Raw genomic sequence first — 18,097 nt, 5'->3', positions numbered from 1 at the left:
GTAATTTTAGGTTCGTGCTTTTAAGTTTGTGCTTTGAGGTAATAGCATAATCTAATTAAAGTTAATAACAGTATGGCAGCCATTAAGTTATGTGCCAGTGCCATACTTAACGGAATATGCCAATGCACCACTGCGAGGCCTAAAGCAATTTGGCAAAATAAGACAACTAACACGCTAACGGCGCAGCTTTTTATTTTTTGCGAGTAGGCACGGCTGTATATTCGCCACATAATTAATGCCAATACTATGCAAGTAACTAATGCCCAAATACGGTGTAATAAATGAATCGACATACGTGCTTGCTGCGACAGGACGCCAAACTCGTAGTTACCATGCTCAAGCGGGAGCTGAAACACACTACTAAGCGAAAATGGCTGAGCATTACTACATAAAGGCAAGCCATTACAATGCGGAGCAGCGTAATTTGCAGCCAACCAACCTCCTAACGCTATTTGTATAATTAGTACGCTAAGCGCCACTAAGCTTAAACCAAAATAGCGTCTTGCACCTGCATCTCCCCCCATTATTGGCTTGGCGTTTAATCGTAAATATAATAAAGTGAGCAGCGCTAAAATACTAAAGCCACCAAGTAAGTGGCCCATCACTATTAACGGCTGTAAATTCATCGTAACCGTCCACATACCTAATGCAGCCTGAAATATCACTAACAATAACAGTAGTAATGGTAATTTAACTGGCGTTGTTGGCGATTGACGTTTTAAAAAAGCATATACAAATAAGGCTAATATGAGCAAGCCTAGCGTACCGGCAAAGTAGCGATGAATCATTTCTTTCCATGCTTTAGCGGTTTCAAACATCATATCGGGATAACTTTGTGCTGCTTGCGCTATATCGGCTTCATGTTTGGGTACAGTTAAAAAGCCATAACATCCTGGCCAATCTGGGCAACCCAACCCGGCATCACTTAAGCGAGTATAAGCACCCAGCGCCACTACTATCAAAGCCAATAAGCCCGTTACTAATACCCAGTTTTTATAATTTTTATACATGGCATCTTCCTACTTAGCTCGAACGAGAATAACTCAGTAATTTTTTTAGATCTTTTAATAGTCCTTTTTGTACTAATCTATTTTCCTGTGGCTGTGTTTTAAATGGATACTCAAGCACTACAAGCCCCATATGGTCGATTAAATACAAACTAGCCGGTTGTAAGTTTGGTTGCGCATCTATACTTTTCCACGGGGAGTTGGCAGCTTTTACTTCGCCTATCACGGCTACATCTACTTTATTCTGGTTTTTGCCTAGCGCTATGTATAAATTATTTAGTGCGGCTAATTGCTCACTACAAGGCGTAGTACATCCATTGGAGTAATTTAGGGCAATAGTCCATTGCTTATGATTGTTTTGCGGCCAATTTTCATATTTAACCTGTTGCTGTAAAAACTCACCATTGTTAGTAATGGCGGTAGGTAACCAATCTAATTTAAGCGCGCTGTACGCTAAAATTAGCGGAATAGCGCAGCAAATGACAAACAGTAAAAGGGGGTTATTTTTCATTATGTGTCCTTTTTTTACTTGCAAAAATAGCCACTAAAACGCACGCCAGCGCAATTAAAAACCATTGCACCGCATAAGCGTGGTGTTTTTGTGGGCTCATAACAACCGCGGTATAGTGAGGTATACCTATTGCATCGCCGCTACCTTGGCGATACGCCATAAAATTAACTAATAATTGCTGGCTTTGTTCGCTCAACTTATTTAATTCAATTGTTTGCACTCGCTTTGGTAAATCAATGTTATTGGTTTTACTCTCGAGGCTAAAAGCAGTGAGGTTATTTTCTTTTATTTGAGCAGTAAGCGTAAAAGCGTGTTTAGGTAGGGTTACTTTAGGTAATGTATCGCGCGATAGGGGAGCTTTTATCCAGCCTAAATTAACCAAAATGGCATGTGTTTCGTTATTTGGCTTTAACAGTGCCAGTAAGTCATAACCCACCTGCCCGTTATAAACTTGGTTGTCTAAAAGCCAATATTCATCGTTAATAAAATGCCCTGTTAACTCAACTAACAATCCTGTTTTATTCCAGTTACTAGGTAGTTTAAGCATTTGCTGCCAGCTCATTACACCGTGCGTTTGCAGCGTTGCAATAGAAGCTAACTGCTGTTGTTTGTGTGTCGCACGTTCTAACTGCCAAAAACCTAAACGCACACACACCAAAACTACAATCACCACCATACAAATGGTGATTATTGAGCTAAACTTTTGTTCACGCCATCTAATTAACTGCATAAAGGGTCAACCTAGTGATGATTAAAATTTTTATTGTATTGTTGTTATTATTTATACTTTTTAACTTGTTTCGCGCTTTATTTATTATGGTCTCTGGAAAAACCCAAGGACGACCTATGTCTCACTTTTTAGGTCGTCGCGTATTATTTTCTGTGGTGGTATTAATAGTTGTTATTGCCGCACTAAAACTTGGCTTTATTAGCGGCAATAACGCCCCTTTAATAACTACAGCACATACACAAATATAAATAAGCATAACCAAACTACATCAACAAAATGCCAGTACCAAGCCGCCGCTTGAAAAGCAAAGTGCTTATCTTTAGTAAAGTGTCCTTTTAAAATTCGTAAAAATACTACCAATAAAATAATAGTTCCTAAGGTCACATGCATGCCATGAAAACCCGTAAGTAAAAAGAACGTGCTGCCATAAATACCGGCATCTAATGTTAAGTTTAAATCGTTATACGCATGAATATATTCTTCTACTTGTAGGCCTAAAAAAACTGCACCCAATAAAATAGTCAGTCCTAAAAACACTTTTAACTGGCCGCGTTTATCACTTTCTATCGCCACATGGGCAAAATGCAAAGTAACTGATGAGGTCAATAAAATTAAGGTGTTAATCAGCGGTAGACCTTGCCATCCCATAGCTTGGGTAGTGTCGCCCCCTGGCGTGGTAATTAATGGCCACACAGCTTCAAATGTAGGCCAAAGCACTTCGTTAGTCATGGCATTGTTATCGGCACCACCAAGCCAAGGCACAGAAAGCATACGGGCGTAAAAAAGTGCGCCAAAAAATGCCATAAAAAACATTACTTCAGAAAAAATAAACCAACTCATTCCTTGTCGAAAAGAGCGATCCATTTGCGCCGAATATAAGCCTTTCCCGGCCTCATCAATCACGTTTTTAAACCAGCTAAACAACATATACAGCAGTACTGCTATACCTGCGTACAAAATATAAATGCCACTGCCACCTTCTTTACCGGCACTCATTACGGTTAGAGCTGCACCTACTGCAATAAAAAATAATGCTACTGCGCCAACAATCGGCCATGGGCTTTGATCTGGTACATAATAATGCTCATATTCTTGCTTCATTTTATTTGCTCCTGGTTGTCACTAGTTAGGCTAGTTGTTATTGGCTGCTAGCCGCTCACTAATATCAAATACCGTATAAGATAAAGTTAACTCTTCAATGTCACTTGGTAGTGCGGTATCAACATAAAAAAGCAACGTAAACTCTAGTTCTTCACCTGCTTTTAATGGCTGTTGATCAAAACAAAAACACGCTATTTTATGTAAGTATTTTGCTGCTCTACCGGGTGATACCGAAGGCACTGCCTGCATTACTTTATCTTGGTCACTATTATTTTTGGCGCTAAACATTACCTCACGCATAGCACCGGGCTTTACCGCAACACTGTACTCTTTAGACTTCACAGCAAAGGGTGCACCGCTTTGTGCATGCGTGGTAAAGCTCACACTTATTTCGCGATTTTGTATTACTTGCGTGCTTTGCTTTGCTTGCTCTAATGATGGCTTACCGTTAATGCCGGTAATATCACAAAACACGTCATACAAAGGCACTAACGCAAATGCAAATGCGAACATGGCTAAGCAAATAACAACTAAGCGCTTAAGTAGCGGTGCGTGTATCATTATTTAATTTCCGGTGGTGTTGAAAATGTATGGTACGGAGCAGGTGAATCTACCTCCCACTCCAGTCCTTCTGCGCCTTCCCACACTTTTGCAGGAACCTTGTCGCCGCCGCGTGCGCATTTAATCACTACAGCTACAAACAACAACTGCGATAATCCAAAGGCAAAGCCGCCAATACTAATAATGGCGTTAAAGTCAGCAAACTGTAGCGCATAGTCGGGTATACGGCGTGGCATGCCTGCAAGCCCTACAAAGTGCATAGGAAAAAACAATACATTTACGCTTACCAGCGATAACCAAAAATGCCATTTAGCCAGCGCTATGTTATACATATTGCCAGTCCATTTAGGCAGCCAATAATACGCGCCTGCCATAATAGAAAACACCGCTCCCGTTACCAGTACATAATGAAAATGTGCCACTACAAAGTAGGTATCATGGTACTGAAAATCAGCCGGTGTAATGGCCAGCATCAATCCCGAAAAACCACCTAAGGTAAACAACACAATAAAAGCAATACTAAACAGCATGGGGACTTCAAACGTAATTGAACCGCGCCACATAGTGGCTACCCAATTAAATATTTTTACTCCAGTGGGCACCGATATCAGCATAGTCGCGTACATAAAAAACAGCTCGCCAGCCACCGGCATACCGGTAGTAAACATATGATGCGCCCACACTGTAAAACTCAACAACGCAATTGACGCCGTGGCATATACCATGGAGGAATAACCAAAAAGTTTTTTACGCGAAAAGGTAGGAACTATAGTAGAAATAATGCCAAAAGCCGGCAAAATCATTATGTATACTTCGGGGTGGCCAAAAAACCAAAATATGTGCTGAAACATCACCGGATCACCGCCACCAGCTGCATCAAAAAAGCTGGTTGCAAAGTATTTATCGGTGAGCACCATGGTCACTGCACCTGCGAGTACCGGCATAACCGCAATTAATAAAAATGCCGTTATCAGCCAAGTCCATACAAACATAGGGACCTTCATCCAAGTCATGCCTGGGGCACGCAAGTTAACTATGGTTACAATTACATTAATTGCCCCCATAATGGAGCTAATACCCATAATATGCACAGCAAATACAAACATGGCGGTATTGTCATTACTGTAGGTTGTGGACAGCGGCGCATAAAAAGTCCAACCAAACGCAGGACCGCCACCGGGCATTAATAGCGATGATAATAAAATTAAAAACGCGAATGGTAAAATCCAAAAACTCCAGTTATTCATTCGGGGTAAGGCCATATCAGGCGCGCCAATCATTAATGGCACCATCCAGTTAGCTAAGCCAGTAAAGGCCGGCATAACGGCACCAAATACCATAATCAACCCATGAACCGTGGTCATTTGATTAAAAAAGTGAGGATCGACTAATTGCAATCCTGGCTGAAATAACTCAGCGCGGATCACCATAGCCATAGCACCACCAATAAAAAACATAGTTAGCGAAAAAATTAAGTACAAGCTACCTATATCTTTATGATTAGTGGTATATAACCAACGCTTAAAGCCTTTAGCAGGATGATGAGCGTGGTGAGCTTCATTAATGTCAGGTTGTTCTACTATGCTACTCATTAGTTCGCCTCCCCATCGGCATCAAGTGCTGCCTGTATTTCACTTGGTTGAATTACATCACCGGTATCATTACCCCATGCATTACGCTTATAAGTAATTACCGCTGCTAATTGCTTTATAGAGAGCTGTTTAGCAAAGGCTTGCATGGCTGTGCCGGGGCTTCCGTGAATAACAATATCAATGTGGTCTTTTATATCGCCAAGCACTATCGGGCTGCCTTTAAGTGCAGGAAAAACGCCTGGCAAACCTAACCCTGTGGGCTGATGACATGCAGCACAATTGGCCATATACACTTGCTCACCCAAAGTCATTAATTCTTCTTTAGGGAGTGTTTGGTCAAGTAATGCAGCATCTGCTGCTGCTGCTTTTTGCTTTGCTTGTTTAGCATCTGCTAGCCAAACTTTAAAATCGGCCTCTGACTTAGCCTCTACTACCACTGGCATAAAGCCATGATCTTTACCGCATAGCTCAGCACACTGACCGCGATAAATACCGACTTCGTTTATGTTGGTCCACGTTTCGTTAATAAACCCCGGGTTTGCATCTTTTTTAATAGCAAAATCGGGCACCCACCAAGAATGAATAACATCGTCGGAGGTCATTAAAAAGCGTACTTTTTTATTGATCGGTAATACCAGAGGCTTATCTACCTCAAGTAAATAGTTGGGGTTTTTATCGGCTAGGTTAGCAATTTCATTTTGCGGTGTGGCAAGTATTGAGTAAAACTCAACATCTTCCCCCATATATTCGTAATGCCATTTCCATTGTGAACCAGTTACTTTAATAGTGATATCCGCTTTACTGGCATCTTCCATCGCTATTAATGTTTTAGTTGCGGGGACTGCCATTGCTATTAAAATAACAAATGGAATTGCTGTCCAGAGTATTTCTACTTTGGTACTTTCGTGAAATTGAGCAGCAACTGCTCCTTTAGATTTACGATGATGAATAAGTGCCCAAAACATAACGGCAAATACAATCACGCCTATTACACAGCATATTAAAAATATGGTCATGTGTAGTTGATAAACATTATTACTTATATCGGTTACGCCTTTGCGCATATTATATTGGCTATTTGCCAATGCTAACTGCGGAAAAACAAACAATATAAGCCACAAGGTAGAGCTCAATTTACCCATGTGACAGCTCCTTTAATACTGTTGCGAGTGCAAAACAAAAAGACATAAGCTTTAAATGCCAATTTGTTATTTTTTATTTTTGTATTGCTGCCGGATATATAAATATATTTTCTCAAAACTAAAGCTGTGAGTTATTGTTAGTCCAGCCCATTAACAATTAGTTAATAATTGAACAACTAGCAAGTTTTAGTTTGAAAAATAATCAAATAATATTAGGGGATTAGCGTAAATATGGGATTTATTTAATTTTGTTCTAAGCAGGAAGTGAGCAACAGCAAGGGTTACAAATAAAAAGACAGCGATAACGAGTATTAAATACTTAAATGATAAAAAACATAAACTTAATATAATTTTTTCATTGCAGCGGAATTTTCACAAAAAAAAGGCAAAAAAAAAGCGCACTAAAAAGTGCGCATTAATTATCTGAGCTATTAAATTATGCCGATATTTTACATAGCTATAACAGCTTAATTGTCACATCCAGTCAGCATTACGAATAACCCCAACAGCTAAGCCTTCAATATTAAAAGATTCCTTTTCAAGATCCACTTCTATCGACGAAAATTCTTTATTTTCAGCATGCAATAATACTTTTTTGCCTGCTTTTTCTAAGCGTTTTACCGTTACATCGTCATCAACGCGGGCAACAATAACTTGGCCATTTTCGGCAACTTGAGTGCGATGAACAGCCAGTAAATCACCATCCATAATACCAATATCTCGCATGCTCATACCATTTACACGCAATAAAAAATCGGCAGCGGGTTTAAACATTAACGGGTCAATTTTACAATGGCTCTCAACATGTTGTTGCGCCAAAATAGGTTCGCCGGCAGCTACACGGCCTATTAACGGTAAACCAAGTTGTTCTGGTTCATCTTCTTCAATAAGTTGAATACCACGGCTAGCGCCTGGTTTCATTTTAATAGCGCCTTTTTTAGCCAGCGCTTTTAAATGCTCTTCTGCTGCATTAGCACTTTTAAAGCCTAATGTTTGTGCAATTTCTGCGCGTGTAGGAGGCATACCAGTGTCTTTAATAAACACTTTAATAAGTTCGAGTATTTGCGCTTGGCGGTTAGTTAATGGTCGCATACAACTGGTTTTCCATACAGTACATTTAACTGTGAGTATATACAGTTATCTGAAAATCGCAAATTTAAATTACTCCTCGCCTTTGCTGCCAAAGGTGGCATTGGTCTAAGCTTAAAATTACCAAGTAAATTACAGATAAAATTACGCAGATCACGATAGTGTTAGTTTTACGTTACATTAATTACATAACTACTAAGTTGTTGCTGTTATTAAAAATTAGTTAGCTATCGTTTTTGTAATGGGCCTTAACTTCATCAATGTGAATTAACGGAGAGTGTTATGAATATCACTGTAGCGGTAATAATTAACGGTCCTAAACGTAAAGTATGGGCGGCAATAACTGACATCGAAAACAGTGCCAATATGCTGTCTGGCATTATTGATGTAAAAATAATCGAGAAGCCACCACAAGGGCTAGTGGGCCTAAAATGGTTAGAAACACGAAAAATTTTTGGTAAAGCAGCCTCAGAAACCATGTGGATCACCGAAGCTGTTACTAATGAATACTATTGCACTCGCGCAGAAAATGGCGGGGCAGTTTATACCACTAAGCTGTCACTTACCGCCGCCGAACCTAGCACCTGTTTAACCATGACTTTTTCTGATAGATCTGAGTCTATTTGGGTAAAAATGATCTCTGCAGTGATAGGTTTTTTTCTTAAAAGTTCGATGCGTAAAATGCTAAAAAAAGATCTCGATGAAATTAAGCACTATGTAGAAAGCAAAAAGTAGCACTGTATTACCATGCAGTAGCTGCACTAATTTGGCTATCATATCGCCATGAAAAATCGTATTATCGGTTATCGTTTTCAACCTTTAAAGGAGTAACAATGAGTATTTGGCATCAACCTATTACTTTAGCGTTTTGTAAGCAGTTAGACCAAGGCATAAATGGCCAAGGTACACTGATGAAAACCATGGGGATTGAAATAACTGAAATTGGTGATGATTACTTAGTTGCCACTATGCCAGCAATTCCTGCGCACCATAACCCTATAGGCATGGTGCATGGCGGAGCAAACGTGGTTTTAGCCGAAAGTGTTGCCAGCTACGCGGCTAATTTTGTGGTCGACTTCACTAAATTTTATTGTGTAGGGCAAGAGATCAGTGCCAGCCATTTAAAAGCCTCGCGTAATGGCACCTTAACCGCCACCGCAAAAGCGTTTCATATTGGCAAGCGTAGCTCAGTATGGGAAATAAAAATAACGAATAGTCGCGGCGAGCTTTGCTGCGTATCAAAAATGACCGCAGCTGTTGTAGAGCGCAAAGGCTAAGGCTATTTTTCTAGCGGGTAAATAGTAATTTCCATGCCTGCACCAATTGCCGATATACGTAATAATGTATCGGCGTGCAGCGCTTGGTTAAAACACTTTGGCGAAGTGCCCGATTCAAAACCAATATCAAAGGTACGGCGCGAACAACTCAACCATTGCTTAAGTGCAGCCCGCGAGCATGACTCTACTAACTCACATAAGTGGTTAATTGCTTTATCCGGTGAAGATATTTCGCCTGTTACTTCTATACGCGCTAACTGACGGTATTCGTCTTTATCATAATGTAAAATAGTGGCGATTTTTTTTAGGTCAGCTACAAGCACGCTAATATCTTGCTTTGACTCAAGCTCTAGGTCTACATTTAAAAATTGAATTTCCGACATTGTCTGCTGTTTATCCTCTAATTAGTTCGCTGTAAACTTTAACGCAGTTTTACGCTTATACCAAATCAACTCTGCAATATTCACCTTTTTTATCTGAATAGTCGGCTATTTTTACGCATTTATTGACGCTTTACTTACTCTTATTTCACGAATAAAAAATATTTAAGCACCAAAAGCTCACTATTATAAAAGTGCTGAGCTAGCTCCATAAAAATAGCTAGCTACTCGCATTTAAAATTTAACCACTATTTTTTATTCTAAATGTTTAAATCGACTTAAGTGCTGCTTTAACATTTGGTTTTCAGCAATCAACTCATCCCGTTCATCCAATAATTGTAAAACCAAAGCAATAGCAGACCAATCTAACGATAAGTCATGCTGAATACGCGCAGCCTTTTTAACTAAGATCACTGTTGATACCGTAAATTGCCATTCTGTAACGCGCTCGCCCTCAATAGGAATAGCAATGCTGTGCTCAACCAATTCATATAATATGGCTTCGCTAATATCACTACTCACACACAATTCTTGGCTAGTGAGTAAATTGCCTTGTGGTGCCTCGATAATTTTCATTATGACTTGCTCCAATTGCTACGGGGGTCAAAATGGGCTTTTTCGGCCAGCTCTTGCCAAAGCTTTTTGCTAACATCATCACTCAATGCTGGATTAACAATTTTAATCACAGCAAATAAGTCACCTTTGGCTTTTTTACTAATTAACCCTTTACCTTTAATGCGTAAACGTTGACCCGATTGACTATTAGCTGGAATAGTTAGTTGGATTTTTCCGGCTAATGTAGGTAAATTTATTTTAGTGCCCAAAGCAGCTTCCCATGGTGCAAGAGGTACCACTATGTTTAGGTTATGCCCCTCAACGTCAAATAATGGGTGAGGCACTAAGCGAATTTGCAAATACAAATCGCCATTAGGGCCATTTGCCGAACCTAATCCACCTTGGCCTTTTAAGCGAATGCGTTCGCCATTAACCGAGCCGGCAGGAATTTTAACTTTAAGCGATTTTTTAACTTCAGATACACGGCCACTACTGTCTCGCTGCGGCAGCATAAACTCAATTGGTTTAACGGTATCGACTAACGTTTCTTCAAGAAATACCGGGAATTCAATTTCCACATCTTGTCCTTTTTGCGCACGAGCGCCACCAGTTCTGCCCTGCCCGCCATGGTTAAACCCACCTGCGCCGCCAAACATAGAATTTACAAAATCAGAAAACTCCTGATCGGCTTGGGGATCACCTTGCTGATAATGGTTTTGTGACGAGCCATAGCTACCGCCATAATTTGCTTGCTGCTGAGCACGGTTTTGTTGATTACGACGTAACACATCGTATTTAGCGCGCTCTTCTTTGTTGTGAATAACTTCGTAAGCTTCACCTATCTCTTTAAACTTTTCCTCGGCTTGAGGTTCTTTACTTACATCTGGATGATATTTTCTAGCTAGCTTTTTATAAGCTACTTTAACCGCTTTATCGTCTGCATCGGGCGATATTCCAAGCACGGCATAATAATCTACAAATTTCATTCGCAATCCAAATCACAAACTTATGAGCTTTCATCATACTCTTTAAGTAACAACTTTTGTTTATTTAAACAACAATTTAAAGTAGATAACCTGAGCTCCGGATAATAAAACTAAATATAACTATGATTCAATACGTTAGTAAATCTCTTAACCAGAGCTAAGGTTAAATACTAAAGAACGGTAAATATGGCTTTAAGTAAACTTTATCTTTTAGCTTCAAGTCATTAAACTAGCCGCTCCTGTAGTTCACGTATGTGATGGATATGACTCGATTTATTTTAGCCTTGTTGGCTTTTTTTGTATGCTTTTCGCTATCGGCTGAAGAATTCACTCGGTTTTCAACCGCTAAAAGACACCTAATTAAAACCCTCCCTAGTAATGCTAAAAGTATTTACTGTGGCTGCGATATAAAAAAACAGGGTAAAAAACTAGTTCCCGACCCCACTAACTGTGGCTATGTGCCACGCAATACACATACCCGCTCAGGTAACGTAAATGCACGCGCTTTACGCATAGAATGGGAGCATATTGTGCCTGCCTGGGAGTTTGGCCACCAATTACAATGCTGGCAAGATGGCGGGCGTAAAAACTGCCGTAAAGTAAGTGCTAAGTTTAGAAAGATGGAAGCCGATATAAACAACTTAGCTCCTGCTATTGGTGAAATTAACGCAGATCGTTCTAATTATCGATTTGGAATGCTTAGTGAAAGCGCCACCCAATACGGTCGCTGTGAAGTTAAAGTTAACTTTAAACAACGAGTAATAGAGCCTCCTTTTTATGCCCGTAAACAAATAGCCGACGCCTATGCCTATATGCAAAAAACTTACGGCTTAAAAATATCAAATAAACAACAGCAGTTATTTAATGCTTGGCAACAACAAGCGTATGCCGCGCAAACCAATACCAAAAAGCTTTAATTTAAAGGTATTAGGAGCCAGTTTAATATTTAACCTGAACTCTGGTTAAGAGATTTACTAACGTATTGAATCATAGTTATATTTAGCTTTATTTTCTCTAGCCAGAGATTTCCAGTGAAAACAAGGCGAATTTACGCGTCAATAGCTGGCCTATTGCAAGTGAATTCAACGCAGTTAGCGCTGAAAATAGCTGCTTGAGATAGGTTTATTATCCGGAGTTCAGGTTATTTAACGGCACAAAAAAGCGCGCTATTGAAGTAATGCCCAATAGCGCGCTTTTTTAATTGAGTTTTATTCTATAAATATTATAGATCTTGATGCGGGCCAAAAATTTCGTAATGAATGTGTCCGTTATTAACGCCTAATTCTAGCAGTTGTTTTTTCACAAAGGCCATAAAATTAGCGGGTCCACACAAGTAAAAGTCGCCGTTGCTCAGTGGCAATTGCGCTTGTACTGCGTGTAAATCCATAAAACCGGTAAAATCAGCTCCTGCATCGCCTTGATTAAACCAAGTCATGGTTTGTAAGCGCGGGTAAACAGTGCTTAGTTCATTTAAATAATTAGCAAATGAGTGCTGCTGAGTATTTTCGCAAGCATGCAAATACATAATATTTTGATTAGCAGTATCGCTTAATAGCGTCTCTAACATTGCTACCATTGGCGTTTGCCCAACACCCGCTGAAATAAGCACAGCAGGGCTGGTGTTATTTCGTAAAAAGAAATCCCCTGCAGGCGGATATAGCTCTACTATTGCGCCTTGCTCTAGTGAGTGTAAATGGTTAGACACCATGCCAGGGGTTGGTAATAACTCTTTTTTAACGCTAATACGGTAGTTTTTACCATTACTTTTTTGCGAAATAGAATACTGGCGGATCTCTTCATATTCACTAGCCTCTGGCTTAACTTTAATACCTAAATATTGACCCGGTTTATGGGCAATTACTGCCTCGCCATCAACTGGCGTAAGCGTAAAGCTAGTTACCAGCTCTGACTCAGCCTGCTTATTAGTTATTGCAAACTGACGTGTGCCTGCCCAACCGCCTAAGTTATTTTTGCTGTGCTCGTATAAAGCAGCTTCCTCAGTTATACAAATATCAGCAAGTACGCCATACGCTTCACGCCAAGCATATTCAACATCTGGCGTGAACTGCTCAGGAATAAGCTCTTTCAGCGTGCCAATTAAATGTGCACCAACAATTGGGTAGTGCTCCGGCAAAATATTTAAACTAGTATGTTTATGGTTAATACGCCCAAGTGCCGCTTTTAACACCTCTAAATTATCAATGTTTTGTGCATAAGCAGCCAATGCGTTAAATAATGCAAATTGTTGACGGCCGGTATCTTGGTTGCTCATATTAAAAATATTTTTAAGCTCAGGATTATGACTAAATAAACGCTTGTAAAAATGATCAGTAACAACCGTACCTGCCTCTGCTAATAAAGGAACAGTACTTTTAACAATTTCAATAGTTTTATCAGATAACATCTAGGTTTTCCTACGTGTGAATAATACCCAATTAATAAAATAGGTATAGGTTAACCACGACGCCCATCAACACGACGCTGTGTTAAAATAGGTGTGCAGTGAATTAAAAATAATAAAAAGGCAATTAGCCACAGCCCAGCACTTAGCTGCCAAGCTAGGTGTGGCCCAATAACAAAAGGCAGTAAAGAACGAGTAATCCCAGCCACTAACACTAAAGCAAAAGCAACCGCCATATAATGTGGAATAGTCAAAGAGCGCCCGGTATGCCCATGAGATACGCGTGTCATCATGGCTAAAATCATCATCCCTATGGTACTTATGGTAATGAGGTGTAATGCATCTTTAAATAAAATAACACTGCTGTAAAAACTCACGGCTACCAGCATTAAACCTACACCTAGTGCCAAGTACGAAAAATGCAAAGACCATAACAAAGGAACTTTAAGTACGTTTTTATCCCACCAATAAAAACTACGGATTAAATGCAGCACAGCAACAACAGCAAGTGCCCAGCCTGGGTTTAGCTGATTAAAAAATAACTGACTAAGAAAAAACACCGCAATACTAAAAACGCTCATATACAGTAATACTGAGTCAACGTTAGCTGTACGTACCTGTGCTGTTAAACCAAGGCCTTTACTGGTAAAAAATGGCAATACACGCCCTGCTACTATGCCAATTAATAAGGTCATCAGTAATACTGCTGTATCAACAATGGCGAGCGCAAGCTGCATGCTTTGTTCAATCAGCAGGGCCAAGTAAACAATATTTAACGTACACAGCGCCGCTAATAGCACTAAAAATTGATAGTTATTTTTGCTTTTAGCGGTTAATAACATATTAGCTAATGCTGCAATAACACCTAGCCACCATGCGAGCTGTAACACTAACACCGCATATAAATTAAATTGTGCAAAAGCAGGCAAAGACACAAAAAATGCGCCTCGCGCCCCAAGCCATAGCAGCGTTAATAGCATTAACTTTTTGCCACTAATGCTAGGTACTCCAGTCCAAGTTTGCGCGGCGGTAAGTAAAAAACCCACTGCAACAACACCTGCAAAACCAAATAACATTTCATGGGCATGCCATAATGTAGCGGGGATTGTTAACTGCCAAGTTGCACTACCCGTTAAAATTAATAACCAGTAGCCTATTGAACTAAAAGCCAACAAGCCTGCGGCTAAAAAATAGGGTCTAAATGGCAGCATCCATACTGGCCACTGCGTTATTTGGTAAAAGCGAATATTAGCCGGTACCGGCTGAGATAAATTAATAGGTCGCATTAACGAACTTCCTTCCCCATGCCATGCAGTGCGATACAACGCAGCACATAGCTAATTTTTAAAATAGCAGCAATAATAATAGTGCTAATATGTGCCGAAATTTGCACCGGTATAGAAAAGTAATCGGCAAAAGGGTAGCTAATTAAAATACTGGTTATTAGTAATGCACAACTAGCTGCTAATAATGAGTTTGCCACTAGCAGTAGTTTTTTCAGTAAACAAGCTGTCTCAATTTTGTAGCTTGGATTATGTATAACCAAGGTGTTCATAACGGCCTCAACAACTAATGCACTTAACTACCTATTACACTTATCGTGCCAATAAAATAAACATATATATTTCAATGAACTAACTTATCCACCTTTGCTTTTTATGTCTTTATGACCTACCATGAATCAAACTAAAAAACACATAAGAGTCATTTTGACATGAGCAGCGCAATTAACTTCACTGCCGTAGCGGTAAAGCTGGCTCAAAGCACATTAGATAAAAACTGTTTTGAGCAATTACTTACTGTCCTTGAAACAGTGATTGCCAGTGATGCCAGCGCACTGCTTGAGCTACAAGGTGAGCAGCTCAAGCCACTTGCAATTAAAGGCTTAATGCCAGATAGCCTGGGGCGGCGTTTTAAGCTTAGTGAGCATCCGCGCTTAGAAGCTATTTGTAATACTCAGCAACCACTGCAATTTGCCCATGACTGTCCATTGCCCGATCCGTACGACGGCTTACTACTAGCAAAAACTGGCGACATTCCGGTACATGCTTGCTTAGGTTTACCCCTATTTTATCAACAACAGTTATTAGGTGTAATTACGTTTGACAGCCTAAATGCCAATGCCTTTAACGCTATTAGTGCGCAAACGCTTAGCACCTTACAAACGCTATGCAGCGCACATTTTAAAACGGCATTACAGCTGGCTCATTACAAATTACATGCACAGCATTCTAGCGCCTTAGTGCAAGAGCTTAACCGCGAAGCACTCACCCGTGATGGCGGCGAAATTATTGGTCAAAGCTCAGCAATACAAGCACTTAAAAATGATATAAAACTTGTCGCCGCCTCTAATTTTAGTGTGTTAATTTTAGGCGAAACCGGCGTAGGCAAAGAGCTGGTTGCACGTAATATTCATTTACACTCGAAACGCAGTGAGCAGCCACTTATTCATTTAAACTGTGCTTCGCTTGCTGAAAATCTCGCCGAAAGTGAGTTTTTTGGCCATGCTAAAGGCGCTTTTACTGGGGCGGATCATGCGCGCCAAGGTAAGTTTCAGCTAGCGCACGGTGGTACTTTATTTTTAGACGAAATAGGCGAGCTACCACTGGTACTACAAAGTAAATTGCTACGGGTATTACAAAGTGGCGAAATACAAACAGTAGGCGAAGACGAAGTGAAATATGTTGATGTGCGGGTTATTGCTGCTACTAATCGTAATTTAAAAAAAGAAGTAGCCGAAGGACGCTTTAGAGCCGATTTATACCATAGATTAAGTGTCTACCCGCTAACGGTAGCGCCGTTACGCCAGCGTGAAAACGATGTGGTTTTATTAGCTGGTTTTTTTGTTGAGCAAACCGCACGAAAATTAGCAATAAAACAACTTAAGTTAAGTGTCGATGCACAATTATTGTTAACCCAATATCAGTGGCCGGGTAACGTACGGGAGCTAGAACATGTAATTAGCCGCGCAGCACTAAAGGCCAAACAAAGCCAATGGCAACAAGCCATTATTACCATAAAGCCCGAGCACTGTGAGCTAAACCTTAGTGCGAGTAATACAACACAGTTATCATTACCTGCTAGTACCACAAACACCACCACTGGCAGTAGCACTAACATAGCAGAGCAAAATTTATCACTTAAGCAAGCAACCGATACCTTTACCCATCATTTAATTAGTCAGCAGCTTGAGCAACATAATTATAACTGGGCAAGTGCAGCACGCACCTTAAAAGTAGACCGTGCAAACTTAGTTCGCTTGGCTAAACGCTTAGGTATTTCAGTCAAAAAGTCGCTATAAAATAGCTATAAAACCGTCAGTTCATCTAAGTTAGGGGCTTTACAGCAAGTAGCCCCCAGCAGAGCAGCAAGCGATTGATAGTGTGGCGAAAAATACAGTAACACTTCACAATGCAGTCCACTTTTTGCGTAATATTTAACGTAAAGTGGTGCGTTGGTAGCCTTTGCTAGCTGTTTTATTTTAGCCAGCTCTGCATCTGCAAACATAGCATCACCTAAGTTTTTATAATGCCACATTAGCTTGCTTTATTGGTTTGAAAATAGGTTTTTAACAATTGGCTAAACGCCTGTACCTTTGCGGTACGATGCACCAAATGATGCGTTACTAGCCATATATCAGTACACCAGATTAATTCATTAGATAAAATGGGTACTAAATTAGCGTATTGAGCCGCAACATTGTGCTGTAACCCACCAATTCCTAAGCCTTTAATTACAGCACGCGTAGCTTCTGAGGTTTCTGACACACGCAGTTTTATTTGCGGCGCTGCAATATGCTGATCTACCCATTCAAAATACGGCACCCGCGCATTAAAGCCCGCCACGCCAGAAATAAAGTTATGTTGCTGTAAATCACTCAGCGATTTAGGCATACCATATTTATTAATATATCGCCGATTAGCATATAAACCCGAGTTAAGCTGAGCCAAATGCTGTGCAATATAGTCGCCTTCATCGGGCCTTGGCCCTGCCCGTACGGCAATGTGCGCCTGACCGTGATCGAGCCGTAAACGCTTTTGCTCTAAAATCATCTCAAGCTGCACTTGTGGATGTAGCGCCTGAAATTGCTCGCACACATCGCCAAGCACATCCATAAAGCCACTAACCGTGGTTAACAGTAAACTGCCGCGCAGTGTGCTATCAGCCGCAGCAATATCATTATGTAACTGCTCAAGAGAGCTGTCGATCACTTGTGCGGTACTAAACAGCTTAGCGCCTGTTTCTGTTGCTTTATAGCCACGAGCATGGCGATGAAACAAACGTGTGTTTAAGTTTTTTTCAAGATTATTAATTCGCCTAAGCACTGTACTATGGTGCACATTAAGCGCCTCTGCCGCCGCAGTTAAGGTACCTAAACGTGCAACCTCAAAAGCCACTTTAACATCTTGCCAATCTTCAAACTTAACCGCCATACTGTGCCACCTTAAACTTATGTGCATATACGCACATAAGTGTTGCGTTTATTCGGGTTTTCTTCAAGTCATTTTTTGTTAAAGTAGCCCCATATTATCTACATTAACCTGAACTCTGGTTAAGAGATTTACTAACATATTGAATCATCGTTATATTTAATTTTATTTTCTCTAGCCAGAGGTTTTCAGTGAAAACAAGGCGAATTTACGCGTCAATAGCTGGCCTATTGCAATTAAATTCAACGCAGTTAGCGCTGAAAATAGCTGCTTGAGATAAGTTTATTATCCGGAGCTCAGGTTACATTAGCCCGAACTTTGGTTAAGTGATTTAC

At 40.3% G+C, this 18,097-nt stretch carries 21 protein-coding genes; 5 read left to right on the top strand and 16 right to left on the bottom strand.

The features are described from left to right. Window positions 1–20: 20 nt before the first annotated feature. Genes I6E78_RS08190 through I6E78_RS08180 form a run of 3 tightly spaced genes read right to left on the bottom strand, consistent with a single transcriptional unit; the run spans window position 21 to window position 2,248 of the window. Entirely contained in the window at window positions 21–1,010 is a 990-nt protein-coding gene (locus I6E78_RS08190; RefSeq protein WP_197182269.1) for a COX15/CtaA family protein, read from the bottom strand. Window positions 1,011–1,023: 13 nt separating this feature from the next. Beyond that, complete coding sequence (locus I6E78_RS08185; protein ID WP_086997112.1) at window positions 1,024–1,518, bottom strand: transmembrane cytochrome oxidase associated protein; 495 nt, start codon at window positions 1,516–1,518, stop codon at window positions 1,024–1,026. After that, on the bottom strand, window positions 1,508–2,248 hold the full coding sequence (locus tag I6E78_RS08180; protein WP_182677805.1) for an SURF1 family protein: 741 nt from the start codon (window positions 2,246–2,248) through the stop codon (window positions 1,508–1,510). The genes I6E78_RS08185 and I6E78_RS08180 overlap by 11 nt, the downstream gene beginning before the upstream one ends. Before the next feature lie 17 nt (window positions 2,249–2,265). Here I6E78_RS08180 and I6E78_RS08175 point away from each other — a divergent pair, with 17 nt between their 5' ends. Then, complete coding sequence (locus tag I6E78_RS08175; RefSeq protein WP_050754475.1) at window positions 2,266–2,496, top strand: DUF2909 family protein; 231 nt, start codon at window positions 2,266–2,268, stop codon at window positions 2,494–2,496. Here the strand turns inward: I6E78_RS08175 and I6E78_RS08170 are convergent. From I6E78_RS08170 to lexA, 5 genes are all read right to left on the bottom strand, one after another. Beyond that, a complete protein-coding gene (locus tag I6E78_RS08170; RefSeq protein WP_086997118.1) occupies window positions 2,474–3,349 on the bottom strand; it encodes a cytochrome c oxidase subunit 3 in 876 nt (291 codons plus the stop codon). The two genes, I6E78_RS08175 and I6E78_RS08170, sit on opposite strands and share 23 nt — an antisense overlap. A gap of 30 nt (window positions 3,350–3,379) precedes the next feature. Next, window positions 3,380–3,910: a cytochrome c oxidase assembly protein gene (locus I6E78_RS08165; protein ID WP_086997121.1), complete on the bottom strand. Its 531-nt coding sequence runs from the start codon at window positions 3,908–3,910 to the stop codon at window positions 3,380–3,382. Beyond that, a complete protein-coding gene (ctaD, locus tag I6E78_RS08160; protein ID WP_011329499.1) occupies window positions 3,910–5,502 on the bottom strand; it encodes a cytochrome c oxidase subunit I in 1,593 nt (530 codons plus the stop codon). The genes I6E78_RS08165 and ctaD overlap by 1 nt, the downstream gene beginning before the upstream one ends. After that, window positions 5,502–6,644, bottom strand: coding sequence for a cytochrome c oxidase subunit II (coxB, locus tag I6E78_RS08155; RefSeq protein WP_011329500.1), 1,143 nt, complete (start codon window positions 6,642–6,644; stop codon window positions 5,502–5,504). Before coxB ends, ctaD begins: the two co-directional genes overlap by 1 nt. Window positions 6,645–7,118: 474 nt before the next feature. Continuing rightward, window positions 7,119–7,736 (bottom strand): transcriptional repressor LexA, encoded by a 618-nt coding sequence (gene lexA / locus I6E78_RS08150; RefSeq protein ID WP_086997127.1) that lies wholly within the window; start codon window positions 7,734–7,736, stop codon window positions 7,119–7,121. Between the two features lie 279 nt (window positions 7,737–8,015). Between lexA and I6E78_RS08145 the strand changes: the two genes are divergently transcribed. Further along, on the top strand, window positions 8,016–8,468 hold the full coding sequence (locus I6E78_RS08145; RefSeq protein ID WP_179807956.1) for an SRPBCC family protein: 453 nt from the start codon (window positions 8,016–8,018) through the stop codon (window positions 8,466–8,468). A gap of 98 nt (window positions 8,469–8,566) precedes the next feature. Then, window positions 8,567–9,010: a PaaI family thioesterase gene (locus tag I6E78_RS08140; RefSeq protein WP_011329503.1), complete on the top strand. Its 444-nt coding sequence runs from the start codon at window positions 8,567–8,569 to the stop codon at window positions 9,008–9,010. Between the two features lie 2 nt (window positions 9,011–9,012). Here the strand turns inward: I6E78_RS08140 and I6E78_RS08135 are convergent, their stop codons facing one another. From I6E78_RS08135 to I6E78_RS08125, 3 genes are all read right to left on the bottom strand, one after another. Beyond that, entirely contained in the window at window positions 9,013–9,393 is a 381-nt protein-coding gene (locus tag I6E78_RS08135; RefSeq protein ID WP_011329504.1) for a hypothetical protein, read from the bottom strand. A gap of 252 nt (window positions 9,394–9,645) precedes the next feature. Then, complete coding sequence (locus tag I6E78_RS08130) at window positions 9,646–9,966, bottom strand: chaperone modulator CbpM (RefSeq protein WP_011329505.1); 321 nt, start codon at window positions 9,964–9,966, stop codon at window positions 9,646–9,648. Beyond that, complete coding sequence (locus tag I6E78_RS08125) at window positions 9,966–10,931, bottom strand: DnaJ C-terminal domain-containing protein (protein WP_182677801.1); 966 nt, start codon at window positions 10,929–10,931, stop codon at window positions 9,966–9,968. Before I6E78_RS08125 ends, I6E78_RS08130 begins: the two co-directional genes overlap by 1 nt. 263 nt (window positions 10,932–11,194) lie before the next feature. Between I6E78_RS08125 and I6E78_RS08120 the strand changes: the two genes are divergently transcribed. Next, entirely contained in the window at window positions 11,195–11,848 is a 654-nt protein-coding gene (locus tag I6E78_RS08120; RefSeq protein WP_011329507.1) for an endonuclease, read from the top strand. Between the two features lie 305 nt (window positions 11,849–12,153). Here the strand turns inward: I6E78_RS08120 and hmpA are convergent, their stop codons facing one another. From hmpA to I6E78_RS08105, 3 genes are read right to left on the bottom strand one after another with little or no spacing between them, the layout of a single operon-like run. Beyond that, on the bottom strand, window positions 12,154–13,335 hold the full coding sequence (gene hmpA, locus I6E78_RS08115) for an NO-inducible flavohemoprotein (protein WP_197182268.1): 1,182 nt from the start codon (window positions 13,333–13,335) through the stop codon (window positions 12,154–12,156). A gap of 50 nt (window positions 13,336–13,385) precedes the next feature. Beyond that, on the bottom strand, window positions 13,386–14,618 hold the full coding sequence (locus tag I6E78_RS08110) for an NnrS family protein (RefSeq protein WP_011329509.1): 1,233 nt from the start codon (window positions 14,616–14,618) through the stop codon (window positions 13,386–13,388). Next, window positions 14,618–14,887, bottom strand: a complete 270-nt coding sequence (locus I6E78_RS08105) for a hypothetical protein (RefSeq protein WP_197182267.1) — start codon at window positions 14,885–14,887, stop codon at window positions 14,618–14,620. Before I6E78_RS08105 ends, I6E78_RS08110 begins: the two co-directional genes overlap by 1 nt. A gap of 159 nt (window positions 14,888–15,046) precedes the next feature. On the opposite strand from I6E78_RS08105, the gene norR reads away from it, so the two are divergent. Beyond that, the gene (gene norR, locus I6E78_RS08100; RefSeq protein WP_089368866.1) at window positions 15,047–16,633 is read left to right on the top strand and encodes a nitric oxide reductase transcriptional regulator NorR; all 1,587 of its coding nucleotides are present in this window, start codon (window positions 15,047–15,049) and stop codon (window positions 16,631–16,633) included. A gap of 5 nt (window positions 16,634–16,638) precedes the next feature. Here norR and I6E78_RS08095 read toward each other — a convergent pair whose 3' ends face one another. Together I6E78_RS08095 and I6E78_RS08090 are read right to left on the bottom strand one after the other, a co-directional pair. Continuing rightward, window positions 16,639–16,869, bottom strand: a complete 231-nt coding sequence (locus tag I6E78_RS08095) for a hypothetical protein (RefSeq protein WP_089368867.1) — start codon at window positions 16,867–16,869, stop codon at window positions 16,639–16,641. Further along, on the bottom strand, window positions 16,869–17,765 hold the full coding sequence (locus tag I6E78_RS08090; protein WP_089368868.1) for a LysR family transcriptional regulator: 897 nt from the start codon (window positions 17,763–17,765) through the stop codon (window positions 16,869–16,871). The genes I6E78_RS08095 and I6E78_RS08090 overlap by 1 nt, the downstream gene beginning before the upstream one ends. Window positions 17,766–18,097: the final 332 nt, after the last annotated feature.

The sequence above is a fragment of the Pseudoalteromonas sp. NZS127 genome, from assembly GCF_015864805.1.
GTDB lineage: Bacteria > Pseudomonadota > Gammaproteobacteria > Enterobacterales > Alteromonadaceae > Pseudoalteromonas > Pseudoalteromonas nigrifaciens.
This window is presented reverse-complemented; position numbering and strand designations above follow the sequence as displayed.